Source organism: Colwellia sp. SU-HH00943 (assembly GCF_057546125.1).
Window position 1 is genome coordinate 769,875 of record NZ_BAAJLW010000001.1, and the last position, 20,913, is coordinate 790,787.

General features: G+C 38.1%; 25 protein-coding genes. 8 read left to right on the plus strand and 17 right to left on the minus strand.

Annotated features, from left to right (window positions below):
* The first annotated feature begins 67 nt into the window (after window positions 1-67).
* The 4 genes from AC27GZ_RS03340 to AC27GZ_RS03355 all read left to right on the plus strand — a co-directional run bounded on the left by AC27GZ_RS03340 (window position 68) and on the right by AC27GZ_RS03355 (window position 2,311).
* Window positions 68-196, plus strand: a complete 129-nt coding sequence (locus AC27GZ_RS03340; RefSeq protein ID WP_487093454.1) for a hypothetical protein — start codon at window positions 68-70, stop codon at window positions 194-196.
* 124 nt (window positions 197-320) lie between these two features.
* Window positions 321-1,010, plus strand: a complete 690-nt coding sequence (locus tag AC27GZ_RS03345; RefSeq protein WP_487093455.1) for a flagellin — start codon at window positions 321-323, stop codon at window positions 1,008-1,010.
* 75 nt (window positions 1,011-1,085) lie between these two features.
* Window positions 1,086-2,075: a hydrolase gene (locus AC27GZ_RS03350; protein ID WP_487093456.1), complete on the plus strand. Its 990-nt coding sequence runs from the start codon at window positions 1,086-1,088 to the stop codon at window positions 2,073-2,075.
* A complete protein-coding gene (locus tag AC27GZ_RS03355) occupies window positions 2,072-2,311 on the plus strand; it encodes a YheU family protein (protein ID WP_487093457.1) in 240 nt (79 codons plus the stop codon). Before AC27GZ_RS03350 ends, AC27GZ_RS03355 begins: the two co-directional genes overlap by 4 nt.
* A 28-nt stretch (window positions 2,312-2,339) precedes the next feature.
* On the opposite strand, the gene AC27GZ_RS03360 is transcribed toward AC27GZ_RS03355, so the two are convergent.
* Entirely contained in the window at window positions 2,340-2,714 is a 375-nt protein-coding gene (locus AC27GZ_RS03360; protein WP_487093458.1) for a DUF3224 domain-containing protein, read from the minus strand.
* A 101-nt stretch (window positions 2,715-2,815) separates the two neighbouring features.
* Here AC27GZ_RS03360 and AC27GZ_RS03365 point away from each other — a divergent pair, with 101 nt between their 5' ends.
* Window positions 2,816-3,616: a DUF6597 domain-containing transcriptional factor gene (locus AC27GZ_RS03365; RefSeq protein ID WP_487093459.1), complete on the plus strand. Its 801-nt coding sequence runs from the start codon at window positions 2,816-2,818 to the stop codon at window positions 3,614-3,616.
* Between the two features lie 20 nt (window positions 3,617-3,636).
* Here the strand turns inward: AC27GZ_RS03365 and AC27GZ_RS03370 are convergent, their stop codons facing one another.
* The 3 genes from AC27GZ_RS03370 to nudE all read right to left on the minus strand — a co-directional run bounded on the left by AC27GZ_RS03370 (window position 3,637) and on the right by nudE (window position 5,510).
* On the minus strand, window positions 3,637-4,020 hold the full coding sequence (locus AC27GZ_RS03370; RefSeq protein WP_487093460.1) for an STAS/SEC14 domain-containing protein: 384 nt from the start codon (window positions 4,018-4,020) through the stop codon (window positions 3,637-3,639).
* Window positions 4,021-4,113: 93 nt separating this feature from the next.
* The gene (gene cysQ, locus AC27GZ_RS03375) at window positions 4,114-4,950 is read right to left on the minus strand and encodes a 3'(2'),5'-bisphosphate nucleotidase CysQ (RefSeq protein WP_487093461.1); all 837 of its coding nucleotides are present in this window, start codon (window positions 4,948-4,950) and stop codon (window positions 4,114-4,116) included.
* Between the two features lie 8 nt (window positions 4,951-4,958).
* Entirely contained in the window at window positions 4,959-5,510 is a 552-nt protein-coding gene (gene nudE, locus AC27GZ_RS03380; protein ID WP_487093462.1) for an ADP compounds hydrolase NudE, read from the minus strand.
* Between the two features lie 67 nt (window positions 5,511-5,577).
* Here nudE and yrfG point away from each other — a divergent pair, with 67 nt between their 5' ends.
* Entirely contained in the window at window positions 5,578-6,252 is a 675-nt protein-coding gene (gene yrfG / locus AC27GZ_RS03385) for a GMP/IMP nucleotidase (protein WP_487093463.1), read from the plus strand.
* A 117-nt stretch (window positions 6,253-6,369) separates the two neighbouring features.
* Here the strand turns inward: yrfG and AC27GZ_RS03390 are convergent, their stop codons facing one another.
* From AC27GZ_RS03390 to gspC, 13 genes are all read right to left on the minus strand, one after another.
* Entirely contained in the window at window positions 6,370-6,960 is a 591-nt protein-coding gene (locus AC27GZ_RS03390; protein WP_487093464.1) for a PEP-CTERM sorting domain-containing protein, read from the minus strand.
* 206 nt (window positions 6,961-7,166) lie between these two features.
* Window positions 7,167-7,916, minus strand: coding sequence for a type II secretion system protein N (locus tag AC27GZ_RS03395; protein ID WP_487093465.1), 750 nt, complete (start codon window positions 7,914-7,916; stop codon window positions 7,167-7,169).
* Between the two features lie 137 nt (window positions 7,917-8,053).
* Entirely contained in the window at window positions 8,054-8,539 is a 486-nt protein-coding gene (gene gspM / locus AC27GZ_RS03400; protein ID WP_487093466.1) for a type II secretion system protein GspM, read from the minus strand.
* Window positions 8,539-9,819, minus strand: coding sequence for a type II secretion system protein GspL (gene gspL, locus AC27GZ_RS03405; protein WP_487093467.1), 1,281 nt, complete (start codon window positions 9,817-9,819; stop codon window positions 8,539-8,541). The genes gspM and gspL overlap by 1 nt, the downstream gene beginning before the upstream one ends.
* Entirely contained in the window at window positions 9,819-10,916 is a 1,098-nt protein-coding gene (gene gspK, locus AC27GZ_RS03410; RefSeq protein ID WP_487093468.1) for a type II secretion system minor pseudopilin GspK, read from the minus strand. Before gspK ends, gspL begins: the two co-directional genes overlap by 1 nt.
* The gene (gene gspJ, locus AC27GZ_RS03415; protein ID WP_487093469.1) at window positions 10,913-11,575 is read right to left on the minus strand and encodes a type II secretion system minor pseudopilin GspJ; all 663 of its coding nucleotides are present in this window, start codon (window positions 11,573-11,575) and stop codon (window positions 10,913-10,915) included. Before gspJ ends, gspK begins: the two co-directional genes overlap by 4 nt.
* Window positions 11,575-11,955 carry a type II secretion system minor pseudopilin GspI gene (gene gspI, locus AC27GZ_RS03420; RefSeq protein WP_487093470.1) on the minus strand — a complete coding sequence of 127 codons (381 nt, stop codon included), beginning with the start codon at window positions 11,953-11,955 and terminating at the stop codon, window positions 11,575-11,577. Before gspI ends, gspJ begins: the two co-directional genes overlap by 1 nt.
* A complete protein-coding gene (gene gspH / locus AC27GZ_RS03425) occupies window positions 11,948-12,583 on the minus strand; it encodes a type II secretion system minor pseudopilin GspH (RefSeq protein WP_487093471.1) in 636 nt (211 codons plus the stop codon). Before gspH ends, gspI begins: the two co-directional genes overlap by 8 nt.
* 113 nt (window positions 12,584-12,696) lie before the next feature.
* Window positions 12,697-13,128, minus strand: coding sequence for a type II secretion system major pseudopilin GspG (gene gspG, locus AC27GZ_RS03430; RefSeq protein ID WP_487093472.1), 432 nt, complete (start codon window positions 13,126-13,128; stop codon window positions 12,697-12,699).
* Window positions 13,129-13,200: 72 nt separating this feature from the next.
* The gene (gene gspF / locus AC27GZ_RS03435; protein WP_487093473.1) at window positions 13,201-14,439 is read right to left on the minus strand and encodes a type II secretion system inner membrane protein GspF; all 1,239 of its coding nucleotides are present in this window, start codon (window positions 14,437-14,439) and stop codon (window positions 13,201-13,203) included.
* The gene (gspE, locus tag AC27GZ_RS03440; protein WP_487093474.1) at window positions 14,439-16,004 is read right to left on the minus strand and encodes a type II secretion system ATPase GspE; all 1,566 of its coding nucleotides are present in this window, start codon (window positions 16,002-16,004) and stop codon (window positions 14,439-14,441) included. Before gspE ends, gspF begins: the two co-directional genes overlap by 1 nt.
* Window positions 16,004-18,088, minus strand: coding sequence for a type II secretion system secretin GspD (gspD, locus tag AC27GZ_RS03445; protein ID WP_487093828.1), 2,085 nt, complete (start codon window positions 18,086-18,088; stop codon window positions 16,004-16,006). Before gspD ends, gspE begins: the two co-directional genes overlap by 1 nt.
* Window positions 18,089-18,202: 114 nt before the next feature.
* Window positions 18,203-19,171 (minus strand): type II secretion system protein GspC, encoded by a 969-nt coding sequence (gspC, locus tag AC27GZ_RS03450; protein WP_487093475.1) that lies wholly within the window; start codon window positions 19,169-19,171, stop codon window positions 18,203-18,205.
* A gap of 234 nt (window positions 19,172-19,405) precedes the next feature.
* On the opposite strand from gspC, the gene hslR reads away from it, so the two are divergent.
* Both hslR and hslO read left to right on the plus strand, forming a co-directional pair.
* Window positions 19,406-19,819: a ribosome-associated heat shock protein Hsp15 gene (hslR, locus tag AC27GZ_RS03455; RefSeq protein ID WP_487093476.1), complete on the plus strand. Its 414-nt coding sequence runs from the start codon at window positions 19,406-19,408 to the stop codon at window positions 19,817-19,819.
* 125 nt (window positions 19,820-19,944) lie between these two features.
* Window positions 19,945-20,820, plus strand: coding sequence for an Hsp33 family molecular chaperone HslO (hslO, locus tag AC27GZ_RS03460; RefSeq protein ID WP_487093829.1), 876 nt, complete (start codon window positions 19,945-19,947; stop codon window positions 20,818-20,820).
* Window positions 20,821-20,913: the final 93 nt, after the last annotated feature.

Here is a 20,913-nt window from a genome sequence, read left to right on the forward strand (position 1 = left end):
CTACATCACACAAAGCCTGCCCCTAACTCCTTATAATAACTTTGTATTAAGTAATAAGGAGTTAAAAATGAACCTTTTATCAATGCTAGCTAACGATCCTGTTGTCATGTTTTCTTTTGGAGGATTAGCAATCGTTTTAGCTATTTGTGCTTACTATATTTATTATTTCGTCAAGCACATTCAAGAAGACAAATAATAACGCTAGTTTTTAAGCAAACGACAGATGCCTTTGCTATACTTTTTTATAGATTAACTTTCAATGCCAATAAGAAGAGTCTGTTGGCTGGTTAATTCTAAGTCGTGAAATAGAGGTATAGGTTATGGCTCTGTCAGTCAATCAAACATCTTCAACACTGAATTTTATTGAGCAACGTGCTCAAAAACGTGATGAGCAAGAAGAAAAGCTTGCTGCTGCCAAAAAAGTTAATAGCGCCGCCGACGATGCTGCTGGCTTACAAATTTCTAGCCGCTTAACTGCTAACATTAATCAAAACCAACAATTAAGTCTTAATAGCCAAGATCAGATAAATAGTAATAGTGAAGTCTCCGGTGGTTTATCCGCTATTAGTGACAATTTGCAACGCGCAAGCGTTTTATCTATCCAATCAGCCAATCCATTAAACGATAGTAATGCTATACAAGGTGAATTAGATCAGCTTACAGAGCAAGTAAATACCCTTGCCAAAGAAGTACTCGGACAAGATGACTTTCTTACGAATATTGATGCCAGTGATCCTGCCGCCACACAAGCTGTGCTTGAAAATGCATTTTCTCAAATAAATGAAGCTGCAGCCGCACTAGGCGCCGAATCAAATGCCCTTACTAGCCAAGTGAATACCTATGAAACCAGTGTGGTCAATGTGAGTGCTTCACGTTCTCGCATTGAAGATACTGATTTTGCGAGCACCACCGCAAAACAGCAAGAAACTGAAGTCGTATTACAAGCTGCGATTATTAGTAAAAAAGATGAAGATGCTCGCAAAGGTTTATTAATTAACGAAGTAATTTGACTATCTTCAGCGCTAGCGTATGCGCGCTCTTTATCATACAATTTAGCTTTTATGATCTAAATTCTACTGTTTTACATGTATTCCGTTAGTAAATTTAAACCTGCTTGGTGGCTAACCAATGCTCATTTTCAAACCTTAGCTGCTAAATTTTTTCGCCGTGAGCAACAGTTAATAACCAATAATGAAACCTTAGAATTGCCTGATGGTGATTTTATTGATTTAGCTTGGAGCGAGCAACCTAAAGAGAACAACACTAAACCGATTGTAGTGATGTTACACGGCCTTGAAGGCTCTATTAATAGTCACTACGTGAAAGGCATGCTTACCGCCATTAAGGAACGCGGTTGGATAGCTGTACTCATGCATTTTAGAGGCTGCAGCGGTAAACCGAATAGACAAGCTAGCTCATATCATTCCGGCGATACACGTGATATTAGCTATTTAACAGAGCATCTTATTGCAAGATATCAAGAGTGCGTGTTTTCTGTGTTAGGTTTTTCACTTGGCGGCAATGTGTTAACGCAATATCTAGCACAAGCGCCAAATAACCCCTATAAAGCTGCGGCTGTGATTTGTGCGCCATTAGATTTAGCCAGTTGTAGCGCACGTATCAATCAAGGTTTTTCTCGTATTTATCAAAAGTACTTATTACAAATGCTCAAAGACAGCACGCTAGAAAAAATAGCAAAACAATTAATTAACCATATCAAGCCTGCACAATTAAGCGAGATTAAAACTATAATAGATTTTGATGAACAAGTGACTGCGCCACTTAACGGTTTTAAAAGCGCTAAACATTACTACCAACAAGCAAGTGGTAAGCAAGTCATACAGAAGATAAAGCAGCCTTGTTTGTTTGTGCACTCGGCTGATGATCCCTTTTTAAATCATCAACGAACATTGCCAAAAGAAGCGCTTCCCGAGCATGTGACTTTTGAAGTGTCCAAGCATGGCGGCCATGTTGGTTTCATTTATGGTAAAAACCCTTTTAAACCAAAATTTTGGTTAGAAAGGCGTGTACCTGATTTTTTAGCCACTTTTTTAACTAATAAAAATAACCAATGATCATTCCTATAGAACAACTTAACAGCGAAACATTAAACACCATTATCGAAGAATTTATTTTAAGAGAAGGTACTGATTACGGCGCCATTGATGCTAGTAAAGCTGAAAAAATAGCACAGGTAAAACAACAGCTTGAGCAAGGTAGCGTAGTACTCGTTTATTCTGAACTCCATGAAAGCGTTAATATTTTACCTAAAGAGCAATTCATTCAGCAAAGTTATGAGAATCAAGACTGACCTTAATCTTGGGTGATGTTAGTTGTATTTAATCAATGATATACTTTGCTTGCCCACCTTCGGTTGATTCGAAGTAGCCCATTTTTTGTCTAAGTGCTTCATGACTTGGACTATCAATTATGCAAAAGTGACTTTTCGCAAGGCCTTTTTCAAACTTACCATCATGTTTTAAGGTAAGTTTACACGGCTCATTATCAATACTGCCTTCAATAAATTCATAACCAACAAACGACACATCACCATTAGCTTGATAATTTATTTGATAGTGCACTTTACTGCTACCGATAATGTCACCACGGTATTCTTGGCACACTTTTGCGTTTGTTAATTTACTTTTTTCATCAAATAAAGTTTCGACTGACTCTTGCCAATCAGTAATGTTAAATATTCCCTGTAATTTCATAACGAGCTCATGTTGTTAAATATCATTGAAAACTTGATGCTAGCCTATCATGGGCAGTAAACTGCGTATTGTAAAAACACGTCACTGCATTGAGTATTATATTGAAAACTAACAATAGCAAGCTAACAGGAGTTCTCCATGAGCGTCATAGTGCAATGCAGTATCAATTACGACGTTATTTCCCCAATAAGGCTTTAGAAGGACTCATTGAGCAATTTTGGCTAGTTAATTGGGAACTTGATGACAAAAAACACCATAACCAACAAAACTTACCGGATCCAAACTTTCACTTAATCATCACTAACCAAACTATTAAATTAATAGGCCCTGTTAGTAAAGTATATACCTATAAAATGTCTGGGGTTGGCAGCATTATCGGGGTAAAGTTTGCCCTTGGTGCCATAGAGAAATACTTACCAGATCCCTTATCAAGCTATGTAGATAGAGAGCTAGATATACAACAATTAATTGATTTTGATATTAAGCTTTTATTTGCCAAACTTTCGAAGCTAAATAGTGACAAAGAAGTAATTAGGCTATTACAACGCTACCTAACGCCATTGATGTTAACGCCTTCACCTGAGCTAATCAGAGTGAGAAAATTAGTCGCCTTAATCAAAAGTAATATTGATTTAAGTAAAGTAGAGCAATTATCTGACATTTCTCAGCAATCAATTCGCACTATTCAACGCGCCTTTCAGCACTATATAGGATTAAGTCCGAAATGGTTAATTAGAAAATATCGTCTGCAACAAGCACTTGAGCTACTTGAGAACCAACAGGCAAGTACATTAGATATAGCCAGCTGGCTAGGATATACAGATCAATCACATTTAATTCGTGATTTTAAGCAGATTATTGGTGCCACACTCAAACAGCACATAACCGCCTCAAATAGGTGAATTAACTAGCAAGAAATTAGTCAGGCTCCACGAGACTTTAACCAAACTATTGCATCATCAAGCGTTTGAAAATATTTACTTTCTTGTTTTGAAATAGATGGCGACAGTTTATCAATCAAGCCTTTAGCTACATCTGAGTGAGTCACTATGGCCTTGGCAATTAAATTTTGTTGCAGTAACCATTCATTATAACTTTCCAAAACGCGATATGCTTCAGGTGTGCCGCCCTCTAAATCAAGGTTATCAACTAACACAGCAAAAGCTTTCCCTTCTAGAGATTCAATTAACTTTCGTACTTTTTCAATATACTGTTTAGCGCCCTCTTCATTATATGATCCTTCAAGTTTTGCCATGATAATCCGGCCTTGTAAATAAACATGTGAATGTCCATGAAATCTATTCATATCTCCTCCAGTATTATCTGATCAATGAAAACTGCAGAATGCGCTATCACTCAAAGTAACTTTCAATAAAAGTTAAAACTCTACTACCAATAATTAATCACTATATATTTTTTTATGAGGTTTAATCACTTGCTGCCAAGGAATATTTTGATTGCCTAAGCTAACAAAATCAGGATTAAGTAAACTCTCCCGTTTATTATAGCTTAACGGGTTAAATTCGCTGTCGATAATCGTGCCACCTGCTTGCTCTAAAATACATTGGCTTGCTCCAGTATCCCACTCTCCTGTAACACCAACACGCAGATAACAATCTGCACCACCTTCAGCAATTAAACAATTTTTTAAAGAACAACTTCCTAAGGCAACATGGTCAAAATCAAAATTGTTATTTAGATACTGACCCATTAATTCTATACGCTGACGTTTACTGATCGCGACTTTAATGGGGCGCTGTTGATCATAGTCAGCAACGTAAATTTGATGACTGGAATTATTATGACTGAGTGAGCACTCCTTAAAAGCACCCAGCTGATTTTGCGCATAGTAAGTTAAATGATGGTCGGGAGCATGAATAACGCCAATACTTGGCCAGCCATTTTCCACTAAAGCAATATTTACCGCAAAATCACCACTACCAATGATAAACTCTCCTGTACCATCAATTGGATCAAGCAACCAATATTTTGACCAGCCTTGGCGTTTAGCAAGCGGTAAAGCCCCTACCTCCTCAGAAATAATAGGGATATCGGGGGTCAGTGTTTGCAAGCAATCCATTAACACATCATTAGCAGCAATGTCGGCACTCGTTACAGGACTTTCATCTTCTTTCAGTTCAGCAGTAAAACTTTTGTCTCGATAATATTTCATTACCTCAACACCCGCTTTTTTGGCACTTTCTAAAGCTATAGTTAATAACTTTTCGTCATTCATAATATTCCTTACGATCTAAAGTAATCTACAACTAACATTAAAGCAGCAATACTGCGCGCTTCTTTAAAATCACTTTTGTTCAATAACTGCTGATAATCTGCAAGTGGCCAAGCAACAACTTCTAAGGGCTCTGGCTCATCACCGACCAATGATGCTGAATATAAATTACTTGCAATAAAAATATCCATCTTAGCGTTAAAAAAGGCCGGCGCCATCATCACTTGTGAAAGGTGTTGTAATTGCTCACTCCCGTAAGATATTTCTTCCTTTAGCTCTCTGTTAGCCGCTTGTTCTGGCGTTTCACCTGGGTCAATTAATCCTTTAGGAAAACCAAGTTCATAACTATGCGTGCCTGCACAATACTCTCGAACCAATAAGAGTGTTTTTTCATCAAGCATAGGTACTATCATGACCGCGCCACGACTCGTGCCAAGCATACGCTCATATTGACGCTGCTCACCATTGCTAAAGGTTAAATCAAGTTGTTCAATGGTGAATAAGCGACTATTGGCAACTTGTTTTTGTGCATTAATTTGAGGTAATTGGTTTTTCCCTGACATAAGCTTGAGTAATTCATTCTACATAGCGTTATAATGACACGATAAATAGCTACGATGGAACCTCTAAATGCTCAATTGGTCAGAAATTTCTACTGTTTTGCTCGACATGGACGGTACAATTTTAGATTTACACTATGACAGTCATTTTTGGCTGGAGCATTTTCCTGTTCGATACGCACAGCAGCACAAAATAAGCGTAGAAGAAGCTAAAAATAAGCTTATTGGACACTACCATGAACTCAGCGGCACCATAGAATGGTATTGTTTAGATTACTGGTCTGAGTTTACCCAAATGCCCATCCCGCAAATCAAACGAGAAGTACAGCATTTGATCCAGTTGCGTGAAGATGCTGATGAATTTTTAACAACGCTAAAACAAAGTGGTCGCGAAGTGATTTTAGTGACGAATGCCCACCCTGATGCGCTGTCATTGAAAATTGAACGAACTCAACTTGATAAATACTTTGATGTACTTTATTCCACACACGAATTTGGTGCTGTAAAAGAGTCACAATTACTTTGGCAAAAGCTACAAGCCAAACAAGGATTTAAATTAAATAGCACCTTATTTGTTGATGATAGCCTGCCTGTTTTAACATCCGCTAAAAAGTACGGTATAAAACATATATTGGCCGTGGAAAATCCAGATAGTCAAAAACCTGCTAACATCATCAATGACTTCACTTCTATTTCCGATTATCGATATTTAACTAAAGATATTTTAGCTAACCCTATCGGCTAAGCCATCATCTTTTTTAAGTCATAAAAAACAAAAAAGCATCAAACGTTACGAATGATGCTTTTAGGTTCGTGCGGTTATCAGTAAATAAAACTGACACCTTACTATTATTTTATAACTTTACTTACTAGCTTTGCTTTTAACTTGGCGAGAAACTAATCCCATCATAGCTAATGCAAACATAGCCAAAGTTGATGGCTCTGGTACTTCAATAGATTCGCCAATTAGCACAACATTAAAGGTTAATTGGTAATCTTGGCTGTCTTGAAACTCTCTTAGCTCAACTCTAAACTGCTGAGTGTCCTCAGTAGCTGCAATAGGCGTAATAATATTATTACCAATATCAGCAATGCCAAAACTAATTGAATCCACTGTATCACCCGATGGTAATTCAAATAAGTTAAACCCTGTAGTATTACCTGCTGGACCATATGAATTAACAATAACAGAGGCTAAGCTTTGGTTATTGCCAAGCTCAAAAGAAAAAACATCCCAACCTAAACCACCTTGCCCAGCACCATCACCACCAATAGTACCAGTGATAGTATTGGCACCCAGTGTAAAGCTTAATGCTGTTGGCGCCTCTGCATAAGCAGATAATTCACCATCAATTGATTCATCATAAATTAATCCCGCATGAGCAAAATTAGTTAAACAACTAACAGTTAATAGTAAACATGCTACAGCAGTGCTTAAAAATTTAGTTTTCATTTCTATTCCTCTACCTGTCAAGACCAGTCAATGACAGTAAAACAGTTTTATATTGCATTATATAATACAAGAATCGAGCCACATAAATAAAACCCAATAAATTCAACAAACTAAAAGCGAACGGATGAGTTGAACTTTATGCTTTGTAAAATAAATAGACACTGATATTGGCTCTATTATTTACTCTATAATTCGCTCACACTTAATCAAAATGATAAACGATAACGACCTTGATTATCTTTCTTTCCTAAAAAGGGCAATGTGGCGTTCAATGTACTCGGAAATTTAGCCCCAGGTGTTAAGTATCCAGTCCCAGATATTGCCCCACCTTGGCGAACATAAGCACTAAAAGTTAAACCAAGATCATTTTCTGGAGAAAGTAATAGCGCTAGGGTACCATTTTCACACTGAATATCAGCATTAAACTCACCCAATTTTATATTTTGCTCAAGCGCAATAACGCCTGCCTTTAACCAGTTCACTTTACCTTGCGCGACTAGACATTTATTATTTTCCAGGCTAATACTCGCCTCTGCCACTTTAATATCAATATTTCCTTGAGCAGATAACGGTAAAGGTAAGGTAAGTTGCTGAGCAACTTCATTGGCTTTAACAAGTATAGACGCCTCGCTAATCACAAGCTTATCAGTAGCAGCAACGAGTGACAATTTACCTTCTGCGCCTGCTAATAATGGGTCGCCAAAGTTAATAGTTAATTTAGGTGTTAAGCTAAATAACGACCAAAAGCTTAAATTAGCCTCTACTTTTGATAAAGCCATTTTACCCACAATAAGCTGATCAATACGTGTTTGCCACACTGTCCCTGTAACGCCAGATAAAGCGACATATTTAGGTAATGTAATTTGTTTTAATACAACTGTACTCGGTAGCGTTGCGATTAAAAAAGCTACGTAAGTTAATAAAAAAATTGCCGCTGTAGCAAACTTCTTCTTCATTGATTTCTCTGCTTTAGTTTGTTTCGTTTAGAGTTATTTTCACTCGTCGATTGCGATCGCGCTTAGCGTTAACCAACAAATTAAATTAACCACTGCCACAATAGTGATAGACATTTACTGTTATCTACTCGATAGTATTATTGCTTGGTTAATTGTAATCTGCGTACACGCACCTCGCCCAATTTATCACCTTTAGCTAAATCTATCGCTTGTACTTGTAAGCCTTCTTTATTAGCTAAATGCTCTAACCAAAATAACAATTCAGTAAAAGGTGCAGTATCAAGCCAAACCTGTAAGTGGCCTCCTTGAGGCTGCATGCGAGTAATCGTTAACTGATATTGGTTTGCAGTGCGATTAATAATACTGGATAAACTGCCTGATGATCTTTTAGTAGCGGTATTAGGTTTTATGCTTTGATAGCGCGCAGTATTTTCATCTACCCACAATAATAGCTCTTGTCTACTTGCTAGCTTCTTTTCAGTATTTACTAGGTTTTGGTTAAGTGGTTGCCAAAGAAACGTATAAACTAGCAACACTATTACTGCTGAAGCCATGGCTAACACTAAACGCTGCTCACGTAAGTTAAGTTGCTGCCACCATTGCTTAATTGATGCTGCATTCATTATGAGCGCTCCTTACTACTTTGCGCATAACTAATACTATATGAGCCAGTTATTTTCTCACCTTGATTATTTTGCGCACCTTGTTTTACTTGAAACTTAGCAGCATTGAGAGCATTTTTAAACTGCTCAAAATGCTGATAATCATCGGCAACTGCTTGTAAACGTAATTCTTGACGTTTACCGTCAAACTTTAAAGATTCTGGTTTTAATGCCGGTACTTTAGCAAAGGCCGGTTGCACTTTAGAGAGCATTGCCAAAAAACCTTCGCTATCGCCTGTACCCCCCAATTGAATTATCTTTCTATTTAATTGAGACTTTATTGTACCAATACGTACCCTTTTAGACGCAGGAAAAGCTTCTTTATATCGAGCAATAATTTGTTCTTCAACACGCTCTTGTTGCGCTGTTAATTGCCATAATTGCGCGCTTTTATAACCAAAATTTAATAATATTGCACAGGCTGCGATACCCGCCGCCCACAGCCAATTAGTCAATTCTTTTGAATGTTGTTCTTTAACCTTGTATTGATCTTGTAATAGGTTGAATTTACTTTCATGAGCATGTTGAGCCAACAAAGCCAACGGCAATTCATCATCAATGCGTTCTACTGAAAGATTTTCGCTGTAAGGTAATTCGGAGAAACTAGCAAATGTAGGCTGCTCTACCAATTGTCCATCATCGGAATCCTGCTCACCCTCTTGCAAAGCATAAATATTCTCTGCAGCAAACTGCCAAGCATCTGCATCAACCACAAAGCCTTGCCATTGCCCTTGCCTGACGATAACTTGCGTATGGCCAGTTCTTGGATTAGCAATTGCACTCCACTTATTAGCCATTAATGGCATCGCTAAAACATCAACTTGCAAGGTTTTAGCTTTGATATCGACATCACTTAGCCAAGTTAACCACTGCTGCATTTGTGTATGGGCAACAAGAGCAACAAAACAGTTATTTCCTTCTTTATTTTCAGCAAGATCCGCATACGCAAAAAACAGCTCTTCAACATCTTGTGCTAACTCATCTTCTAGCATAAATGGTACGGCTGACCGCATCGCTCGCTGTGATTTTGTTGGCACGGTTAATTGCTTTAAAATAACATCACAGCCAGGTACAAAAACCTTTACCAAACGTTGAGCAGCTTTTTCAGTCAGCGCTGTTAATTGTTGAGCACTAGTGAGAACGCCGCTGGCAATGATTTCTTGCTCAGCAGTACTAAAGATTAGCCAAGTTATCTCATCATCTTCTTTACTACCTAGGCGTATATATAAAGTTTCGGCCATTAATTGCGTCCTATGGTGCGACTGATCACATCAATATATTTATTATTTGTTATTTTCATTACCGAGTTAAAAGCAAAATAGCTGTTATTAAAATTTGCGCTAGCTTTTAGTTTAAAGTATTCGCTATCAACTACAAACTGATCTTTTTTATCGTTACTATTTTGTAACTTTGTCACTTCAGGAAGGTTATAAAACTCTTGAATTGATTCAAAACCTTTTTCACCCCGAGCATCTAAAATATCTTGAGCTTCTTCGAGGGTTGAATCCAAAAGTGCCTTTAACAATTCCGGCTGCTCAGCACTAATAGTATTAATATTTATTCTATGCATATCCGTATCAGGAAGTACACAAACATACGGAGCTAAAGCATTAATAATTGCTGGTGTAAAGTGCTCAACGATACGCAGTTCATTAACGCTGACAAGGTAATTATTGGCAGCTAAATAAGGAAACTCACGCGAAGCATAATCACTATCTTCAGCGCCACCTGCGCTGCTAATACTATCATCTTTATCAAGCCAATCCGTTAAAGCATCAGCCATATACTCCGCTTCAAATTGTGAAATCCCTTCAATATTTAAGTTCATAATCAAAAGCTCTAACGCTTCTCTTGCTGGAACCTTTTTATTAGTGGTATTGATATTACTCGTGCCACTAGCGTTATTATCTTCATTGTTATCCGCTTCGTTTTCATCATCATCTGAATTAGTTGCTGATGAAGTATCATCTGAATTTCTCCTACCTAACGGTGCACGTAACGCATTAAGATTTAAACAGCTTTGTAAATCAGTAATTTCACCGGTAATTGAACCCAAATCTACAGGGTAGGTTGTTTCACCCTGCGCCCAAATTTGTCCTAAATGGGTGACGTTTTCATCGGTTTTAAACGCCGTAATTAATACTCTTTTTGTGAAAGCTTCTGCACCCATCGCATACCAAAATGCTTGTTGGTTAAAGTTGATATTGGCACTTCGCTGCATTTGCATTTGTAATCTACTGGTCATTTGACTTGCAATAATTACACACAAAGCAACAATGAGCATCACGGTAATCAAGGCGACACCTTGCTGTTTTTTATAGCCGAGAGTCTTCGTCATCCACTTATTCCTGAATCATTTTCATTAGTGGAGCTATCAACACCCGGCACTAAAAACTGACGACGAATAAGTCCATAATCGCTGGTTTCAATTTCAATAGCGATGGCAAGTGGTAAGTCTTTTTTAACCCATTTATCCTGCCATTTTTTGCCATCAAAATACTCAAAAGTAAGAGCTGTTACATCAGAAATAAGTGGCCTCACTTTTGGCTCTTCACCACCTACAGCATCAACAAAATTAAAATGTAATCGTTGTAATGTTTCTTCACTGACTTGATAGGCTACTGCTTGAACGTCACTTCTTGGGATCAACAAACCTGGGTTTGTCCACCCCAACTTAACAAAGCCTAATGCTTGTTCACCGTCGGCAACATTACTATCAGCTCTAATAAAGTACTCATACGGTTCCTCACCATTTAATCGTGCACTACGGCGTGCAATTTGAATAAAGTCACGCTCAATAATTAAAAAGGCGCGTTGTAATTCATTTTGGCGATGACTGCGGGTTTTTGAGGTTTCATCACCTCTAATTACCGAATCAAAGATAGAAAAGCTTGTTAAACTAATAATAGAAAAAATAGCGATAGCTATCAGTAACTCTAATAAAGTAAACCCTCTATTCGTTAGGTTACAATGGACACGTTTACAATAACAGTTCATTATTGCTCAACCTTAGAAACATAGGTGGTTAAGCTAGTTAGTGGCAGTTTTTCATCTTCATTTAACCGTACTTCTATAACGATAGCTCGCATATCTTTGTCGGTGGTTTCAATCACTTTCTGATGCCAAAACCACTGACGTCCCGCCAGTTCAACATCACCTTTATCATTATTTTTTGGTGGCCATTTTTTTGTTAAATTTGCCTCCACCAATTGATTTGAAGCAACCCAGTCAGCAAACATTTTATCTTCTAAGTAGCCCATGTTTTGCGCGTTATTACTCGCTGCAGTGAGCAAAGCTAATCCAGCGATAGCAAATACTGCCATAGCTAGCATAACCTCAATCAATGTAAAACCGCGTAAAACACTTAGCCTAATCATCCGTTAACACCGGCCCTTCAATACTGAGTGGAATAGTGTATAAACCTGTAACACGATAAGCTAAGTCGTATAAATCTTCATAAAGAGAGGCTTCATCAGAGAAATGAAAGGTTAAACTAAAGGGAGTTATATCCCCGCTAGATAAAATATAAACCTGTGGAATCAGTTGCTTTTCTTTTTCAGCTTCAATGTCATCAAAAGACAAATATTCATTAGATTGCTCTGTAAAGGCGGAGGAGTCAAAAAGCATAGGCTCTTCAATAGGAAGATCATCCAATGCTAAGGTAAGCTCAATGCCTTCTGGCATATTTTGTATAACTAGCCATTCATGCTCTGAGATCTCAACCCATTTTTCACCATCAAAACCAAGAAATTGATAGCTGTTATCTTTTACGTATAGACCTAGTTCAACATTGTTGAGTAAGCCATAATCAACAGCGCTTTCAAAAATACCTGTAAAGCGAAAACTAACTTCTTTTAGGGCATCTTCTGGTCGTTTACCACTTAAATTGAATTGAACCATGGTGGCTATAATGCCAATTAATGCAATAACCACCATCACTTCAATTAAAGTGAAACCTTTAGTTTTTGTGATGGCTTGAGAGGGTAATATATCGATATCTGGCATGGCGAATTTACGCTTACTATCAACCTAAAGTGAGCTGGAAGAAGGCATTTAATATAACGTTTAGACTATAAAACGAAAAATTCACAACACCACATTAGAGTTTTTGTAAAAGACTATTGGAAGTCACCTAAATTCCAATTGCCAATATCATCATCAGTACCTACTTCACCATCTGGCCCTGCAGAGAATACATCCATTTTGCCGTGCTCACCGGGATTCAATATGAGGTAATCACCACCCCAAGGATCTTTAGGTAAACGGTTAACATAGCCACCTTCTTGAAAACGACGCGGTAAAGGCTCTACATCAGTTTCTTCCACTAACGCTTCTAAACCTTGTTCAGTGGTTGGGTAGTCGTAATTATCTAGCTTATACATATTTAACGAGTTTTCTAACGCAGTTATATCTGACACCGCTTTTTGCATATTAGCTCGTTCTTGGCTTCCCATTAAGTTAGGGACAACCATGCTGGCTAAAATACCTAAGATAACTATAACAACCATAACTTCTAATAAGGTAAAGCCTTGAGCTTTTTTTGTATTCATTTCTTTATTCCTAATTCTCTATTTACTTAATTGCTTGTGCCAAAATTAACTAGCTATTGTGATTTAAATTGTTTAACCACTCACTAAGGTATTTAATTGTAAAATAGGCTCTAAAATTGCTACTACTATAAAGAGTACAATACAGGCCATAACAACCATTAAAGTCGGTTCAAAGGCTTTTAATGAAACATTAACAAGTGCTTCAAACTCGCGATCTTGGTTATCTGCTGAGCGGCCAAGCATATGCTCAAGTTGACCACTTTTTTCACCGCTAGCTATCATATGTATCATCATCGGAGGAAACAGTTTTGTTTGCTCAAGTGACATACGTAGGCTAGCGCCTTCCCTTACTTTATCAGCTGCAGCTTTAATTTGCTGTTTAATATAAAGGTTATCTAAAACTTCACCTGAGATTTTCATACTTTCAAGCAAAGGTACGGCGCTGGCCGTTAAAATACTTAATGTACGGGCAAAGCGTGCTGTGCTTATGCCTTTAGCTACTTTTCCTATACCCGGTAATGCAATCACCCGCTGATGGTATGCTAACTGAAATTTTGGTTTTTTCATTAACTGTGAAAAAGCCAATATAATGCCTGCTAAAACAAGCACCAACACTAAGCCATAAGCTTGTAAAAATTCACTACTCGCAATTAAAAACTGCGTGGTATTCGGTAAATTTTCGCCCATATGTTCAAACTGACCGACTATCTGCGGAACAACTTTCGTCAGCAATATTGCAATAACGCCAACCGCGACTATGGTCATAATAATCGGGTATACCATAGCCTGAATAATTTGAGAGCGCATTTGTTCACGTTGCTCAGTATAATCAGCCAAGCGGTTTAACACTTTATCTAAATGGCCAGATTTCTCACCTGCCGCAACCATAGCACGATATAAACGATTAAAAACTTTCGGGTATTCCGCCATACTTTCAGCGAGACCATAACCTTCCGTTACTTTCGTTCGAACCCCCATGATCATGCTTTTAATACGGTCTTTTTCACCTTGTTCTGCGACCGCCATTAAAGATTCTTCAAGCGGTAAACCTGATTCTACTAACGTCGCTAACTGGCGAGTAAGTAAGGCGAGTTCGCTGGCAGAAACTTTTCCTTTACTCCCTTGAGAACCCCCTTTGGCTTTTGACTTACCTGATAAAGTCTTATTATTTGACAGTGTTGCCACCACTTCAATAGGCATTAGACCTTGATCGCGTAATAAGCCACGCACTTGTCTGGGCGTATCACCTTCAATAACGCCTTTTTTGGTTTTGCCTTTACTGTCAACGGCTTGATAATCAAATGCTGCCATTAGTCTTCTCGCGTTACTCGTAAGACTTCTTCGAGGGTTGTTTGCCCTGTCATGACTTTATCAAAACCATCCTGACGAATTGAAGCGGTTGTTTGGCGAATGTATTTTTCTATCACCTGCTCGCCATGACCATTGTGAATAATTTCTCTAACTTTATCGTCAACCACTAACAGCTCATGAATACCTGTTCGACCTTTATAGCCTTTAAAATTACACTCGCTACAACCAACGGCGCGGTAAATAACACGTGTATTGTCATTTGGTAAAGCCATTAAGGCGCGCTCTTCTTCATCAGGTAAATGACTTTCACGACAATGTGGACATAAGGTGCGTACTAAACGTTGAGCCAGTACACCTAATAAACTTGACGATAATAAAAAGGGCTCAACACCCATATCTTCCATACGGGTAATCGCACCGGCAGCAGTATTAGTATGTAGCGTGGATAAGACTAAATGACCAGTTAAACTTGCTTGCACACCAATTTGTGCCGTTTCTAAATCACGAATTTCACCCACCATCACCACATCAGGATCTTGACGTAATATAGCACGTAAACCACGGGCAAAAGTCATATCAACTTTAGTGTTTACTTGCGTTTGTCCAATACCTTCGATTGCATATTCAATGGGGTCTTCTACCGTTAAAATATTGCGCTCTTTTGCATCGATTTGCGTTAAGCCTGCATACAAAGTGGTACTTTTACCTGAGCCTGTTGGTCCAGTAACTAAGATAATACCGTGCGGTTTATCGATTAGCTGGCTAAACATTTGACGATTTTTGTCTGTCATGCCGAGATCTTCTAGATCTAATCGGGCGGAGTTTTTATCTAATAAACGTAACACAACTCGCTCACCATGCCCTGTCGGCATGGTTGATACACGAACATCAACCGCACGGCCGCCAATACGTAATGAAATACGTCCATCCTGTGGTATACGTTTTTCGGCAATATCTAATTTCGCCATAACCTTGATACGTGAAACCAGTAATGAGGCTAGTTTACGGTTGGGTTTAAGAACCTCTCGTAAAACACCATCAACCCGAAATCGTATTTGTAATGCGCTCTCAAACGTTTCAATATGAATATCACTGGCACTTTCTTTAATGGCTTCACTGAGCATGGCATTAATTAATTTGATGATAGGTGCATCATCTTCATTTTCGAGTAAGTCTTCACTTTCAACCATTTCATCCGCAAGCGAGTATAAGTCAACTTCATTACCTATATCTTCCATCATTTGCTGTGCTTCTGATGAGTCTCGCTGATAAGCTTCTGTCAGCATTAACTCAAATGCTGCTGCATCTTGAACGTCTAAGCTAAAGGGCGCTTTAATAATTCGACGCACTTCCACCATAGTATCCATACTAAGCTCGTTAACACAATGTAGTACAAAGCCGCTCTCTTGTTCGGTAACTAATACGCTGTAACGTTTAGCAAAAGAAAACGGTAAACGCCAAGCGGTATTCGTCGCCTCCTGTTCGTCAACCTCTAGTGCAGGCTCAAACTCTGAGACATTCTTTTTTTCATCTGCTGTTATTTGTTCATGCTCTAACTCTGTCATTAGTTGTTCTCATCGAGCAATAACTGTTGTGATTTACTTTGTTTTTCTTTTTGAATCGACTCTTGGTATTCATCAAATGAAGGCGGTAATGATAAATCATCTTGCCACTCTGGTAAGATAGGCAACACTTCATCGCTCATTAGTGATAAACCTTCATCTTTTTTACGTAATTCATCAGCACGAATATAATTATATTTCTCTTTTGCCATGGTATTCATGACTTCAGCATCAGTGATAATAGTCGGCTTTAAAAACACCATCAGATTACGTTTTCGTGTACTACTTGAGGTTGACTTAAATAAGTGCCCTAAAATTGGAATGTCACCGAGTAGAGGCACTTTCTGTACACTCTCTTGAACGTCATCATCAATCAATCCACCTAAAATGACTGTTGCGCCATCTTCCACCATCACAGTGGTTTTAATTTCACGCTTATTAATTGAAATATCAACCCCGGTAGCACCACTTACTGAAGACACTTCTTGCTCTATGGTTAATTGAACGCCATTCCCTTCATTTATTTGTGGTGTTACTAATAATTTAATACCCACTTCTTGGCGATCAACGGTTTGAAATGGATTTGAATTGTTACTTCCAGTCGATGAGCCAGTAATAACTGGGACTTCTTGACCCACTAAGAAATACGCTTCTTCGTTATCTAAGGTTGTAATACTTGGCGTAGCAAGAATATTAGAGTTGGTATCCGTACTTACCGCATTGACTATAGCCCCCCAGTCATTCTGCATAATGCCGAACATACCACCACTAACACTCCCTAACACTTGCGCTAATAAAGTGTAATCACCATCTGTAGCAGGATTTTCGGTCACAACAGGGTTACCATTTGAATCGATAGTCGTGACTTTTGTGCCCTCTTCACCTTCTGCTGCAACTGCACCTGCAGCAACTGCAGAAATACTAGCAGAGCTATTAGTAAACTGGGTGAAGCCACCTGATTCTGTGTACCATTGCACACCTAAGCTGACCCCATCGGTTTCATACACTTCAACAATAATCGCTTCGATATGTACTTGAGCACGTGGCACATCTAACTGACGAATAACCGATTCAAGTGAGCGCAGCATATCCGGTTGACCAGTAATGACAAGAGTGTTTGTTGATTCATGAGCTTCTATGCTAGTTTCTGTTTTTGCGCGATTTGTCGTTTTCGCTTTCGCTGACTTTTCTTCTGAAGAGATGGTTTTACTTACCCCTTGCAATACGTTAACTAAATCTTCTGCTTTTGCGTATTTCAAATAATAAATACGGGTATTACCACTCGTCTCTAATTCGCTGTCTAAACGCTTAACTAGTCGACTAACACGCTCTCTTGCTTGTACTTCACCACTGACAATCACGCTATTTGAGCGTTCATCCGCAACGATTTTAGGAATAAGGAAGGTTGGCTGACCCGCTTTACCACCACTGGGTTTGTTCATTGCTTCAATAATACGGACAATTTCACCCGCCGAAGCATAACTTAATTTAATAATTTCAACATCTTGATCACCTGCTCTATCAACACGTTCAATAATTTTAACTAGTCGGTTAACTGTTGCAGCTGTGCCCGTTAACATTATCACGTTCGCAGGGTCATAGTTCGTTACGTTACCACCGCCAGCTTGATCTGATAATTGTCGTAGTAACGGTACTAATTCACGAACAGTGACATTTTTTACTTCCACAATGCGGGTAACCATTTCATCACCAAGTAGGTTACTTTCGTCGCCAACTACAGGAATAGAAGAAGTTTTAGCATCTTTGTCTCGTACTATTTTAATGACATTGTTGTCCATTTTTACTGCAGAAAAGCCATTGACTTGTAGGACATTTAAAAAGAATTGATAATATTGTTCTTCTGATAATAAGTCATAACTACGGGCATTAATTTTACCTCGTACATTAGTGTCAACTATCATGGTTTTCTTCAGGTTTTTACCAACAATATTGATAAACTCAGATATTTCAGTGTTCTTAAAATTTGGAGAAAACTGTGCAGCACTAGACTGACCTACTGCAAAAATGCCACTGAAAACAATAGCTACAGTAAGTGTCTTACAAAATTGCTTGAGTTGCTTAAACATGTGGTTAAACGGCTTAGCCACTGAAACGTTTAAGTTGGTGCCCATGAAGAATTCCTTATTGCTTTATTTAATTTTTTAACGACTTTATCGTTTTATAAGTATTTAATATGACTACTAGTTAATGCTAAATAATATTTCTACTAAATCATTATTACGATCAACTAATAATGAAATATCTTGTTCTGTTTTCAACGCCGACATGGCTTGTGCTGCTTCTAATGGTAACAACAAATCATAGCCATTCATTTGTACAGCAATATCACCCGCTTTCAAGCCTGATGATTTAAAAAACTCAGGGTTTTTGCCTGGCGATAAACGGTAACCAACAATTTGCCCACCTTTACGTGATGGCGATATGCGTAAATAGTCAGTTATTTTTCCAGGATCATCATTCAAATCTTTTCGTAATTGTAACGCGGCTTTACTTAGATCTTTATTTGAGCGCTGATCAATAACACCAACTTGTTGAGCATTCGCAGTTGCTGTTTTTTCCTTATCTTTAGCACTCGCTTTAGCCTGTTGTTGACTACGACTTTTAGTCGTAACCGCTTTTGCCGGTTGATTATAATCAGCCCCATCTAACATTAAGGTTTCTAAACGGCCTGATTGCTTGATAATAACTCTATCAATTAGCACCTTTTCAAGGCTTGCACGGGTGCCAATGATAATATCACCAATGCCGTAAGTTTCTTGTTTACCTTTATGTTCAATAATCGCAGCAGCGGTTTCAGCATTATTACTTGCAACAGCGGCAGATAAAGTTAACTTCAATCGAGTCTGTGGAGCGTTCTGCACTTGCTCAACAACTTCTTTTATTTCATCCGCTTCTTTATTGTATTGGCCAAACAAATTAAGTGATTGTAAAGCTGACAAGTTGTATTGACTCTCAGACTGTTTTTTATAAATAACCTTACTAACAACAGAGTTGACTGCATGTTGCTGCGGCACCATCAACCAAGTGATTTTTGCAGCAATAAAAGCGATATATATTAGTAGTAACAAACTCACCGCTTGCGCTATTTTTTGCTGCGGTAGTTTTGACCACAAGGTAGAAAAAAAGGTTAAATGATTAGGTAAAGCCATTAAATTTTCAGCTATTTCTGTTTAAATTATTTACTGCGACAACACGTCATAGCAAGCTAAATTTAGAGTTAAATTACTTTAACATTAAATACACAAGTGACCGATAATACTTGACCCCAAGCTTAGCAACAAGCGATAGGCTGAAATTTTACCTATTAATTACAAATTAATGGCTAAACGTAGATAGATTATGGTATTTTCATTGCTAGTTTATACTCGCTAAATTACCCTTTTATGGCAACTGAAAATAAAGAAAGTTCAACGGAGTTACTAACAACACGCCTTGATAAATGGCTATGGGCGGCGCGATTTTATAAAACCCGTGCCATTGCTAAGCAAATGATAGATGGCGGAAAAGTTTTTTATAATGGTCAACGCACTAAATCGGGTAAGGCTGTCATTGTTGGCGATGTAATAAAACTTAGACAAGGTTTTGATGAAAAAGAGGTTGAAATTATTGCTGTAGCCGATAAACGCCGCGATGCTAGTTTTGCGCAAACCTTATATAAAGAAACAAATAAGAGTGTTGAAATAAGAGAAAAAAACAGCCTAGCGCGTCAGCAAGGTATTCTACTCAGCCCTGCTTCAGCAACCAAACCCGATAAGAAGCAACGCCGAAAATTACGGGAATTTAAAGCACGTATTTAATTGCCTTTGTGCCTACATCTTCAAATAGTTTGCGTATATAATATCCCCATAAAAATTTAGCTATCATTTAGACAATAACCACTATACCCAAAATACAGGATAGAACTTTTATGTCGAACATTGACATGACCAAGATAGATCAATTAAATCGCTACTTATTTGATGACATGCATGCTCGTGGGGAATTAGTACAATTAAGTACAAGCTACCAAAGCATCATTAAAAATCATAACTACCCTTTAGCTGTTCGCACATTACTCGGGGAATTACTCGCAGCAACTTGCTTACTAACCGCCACATTAAAATTTGAAGGTGAAATTACCGTACAATTACAAGGTGACGGCCCACTTGGCTATATGTCGGTTAATGGGGATAACAATCAACAAATGCGTGGTATTGCCAAAGTAGCAACAACGATAACTAATGAAGAAAATTTACTTGAACTCATTGGTAAAGGCACTATGGTCATTACGATCAGGCCAACACAAGGTGAACCATACCAGGGTGTTGTCGCGCTAGAGCAAGAAACGCTCGCGCAATGTTTAGCTCACTACTTTGAAGTGTCTGAACAAATAGCGACTAAGATTTGGTTGTTTTGTGATGATGAAAAACAACAAGTAGCAGGCAGCCTAGTCCAATTATTGCCGGATGGTGATGGCAGTGCAGATAACAAAGCACAGCATGAAAGTGACTTTGAACATTTAGCTCAACTTACCAATACTATAAAAGCTGAAGAAATTTTTACTCTTGAAGCACAAGCTTTACTTTATCGCTTATATCATCAAGAAAAAGTCAGTATTTTTGAACCACAGCAAGTGAGTTACCATTGCGGTTGTTCAACAGATAAATGTTTAGCGGCGATTTCACAAGTTGAACCGGATGAAATTGAAGCAATACTCACTGAACACGGAAAAATTTCGATGACTTGTGAGTATTGTTTAACAAGTTATGACTTTTATCAGGAAGATTTAAAAAGTTTCATTTCGAAACAAAACCACTAATCACTAACTTTCAACTCGCTCATAAATTTTCTTTTTGGCATGCTTTTGGATGATTATTACTTAAAAGCATGCCAAACCACTCCTCCTACACAG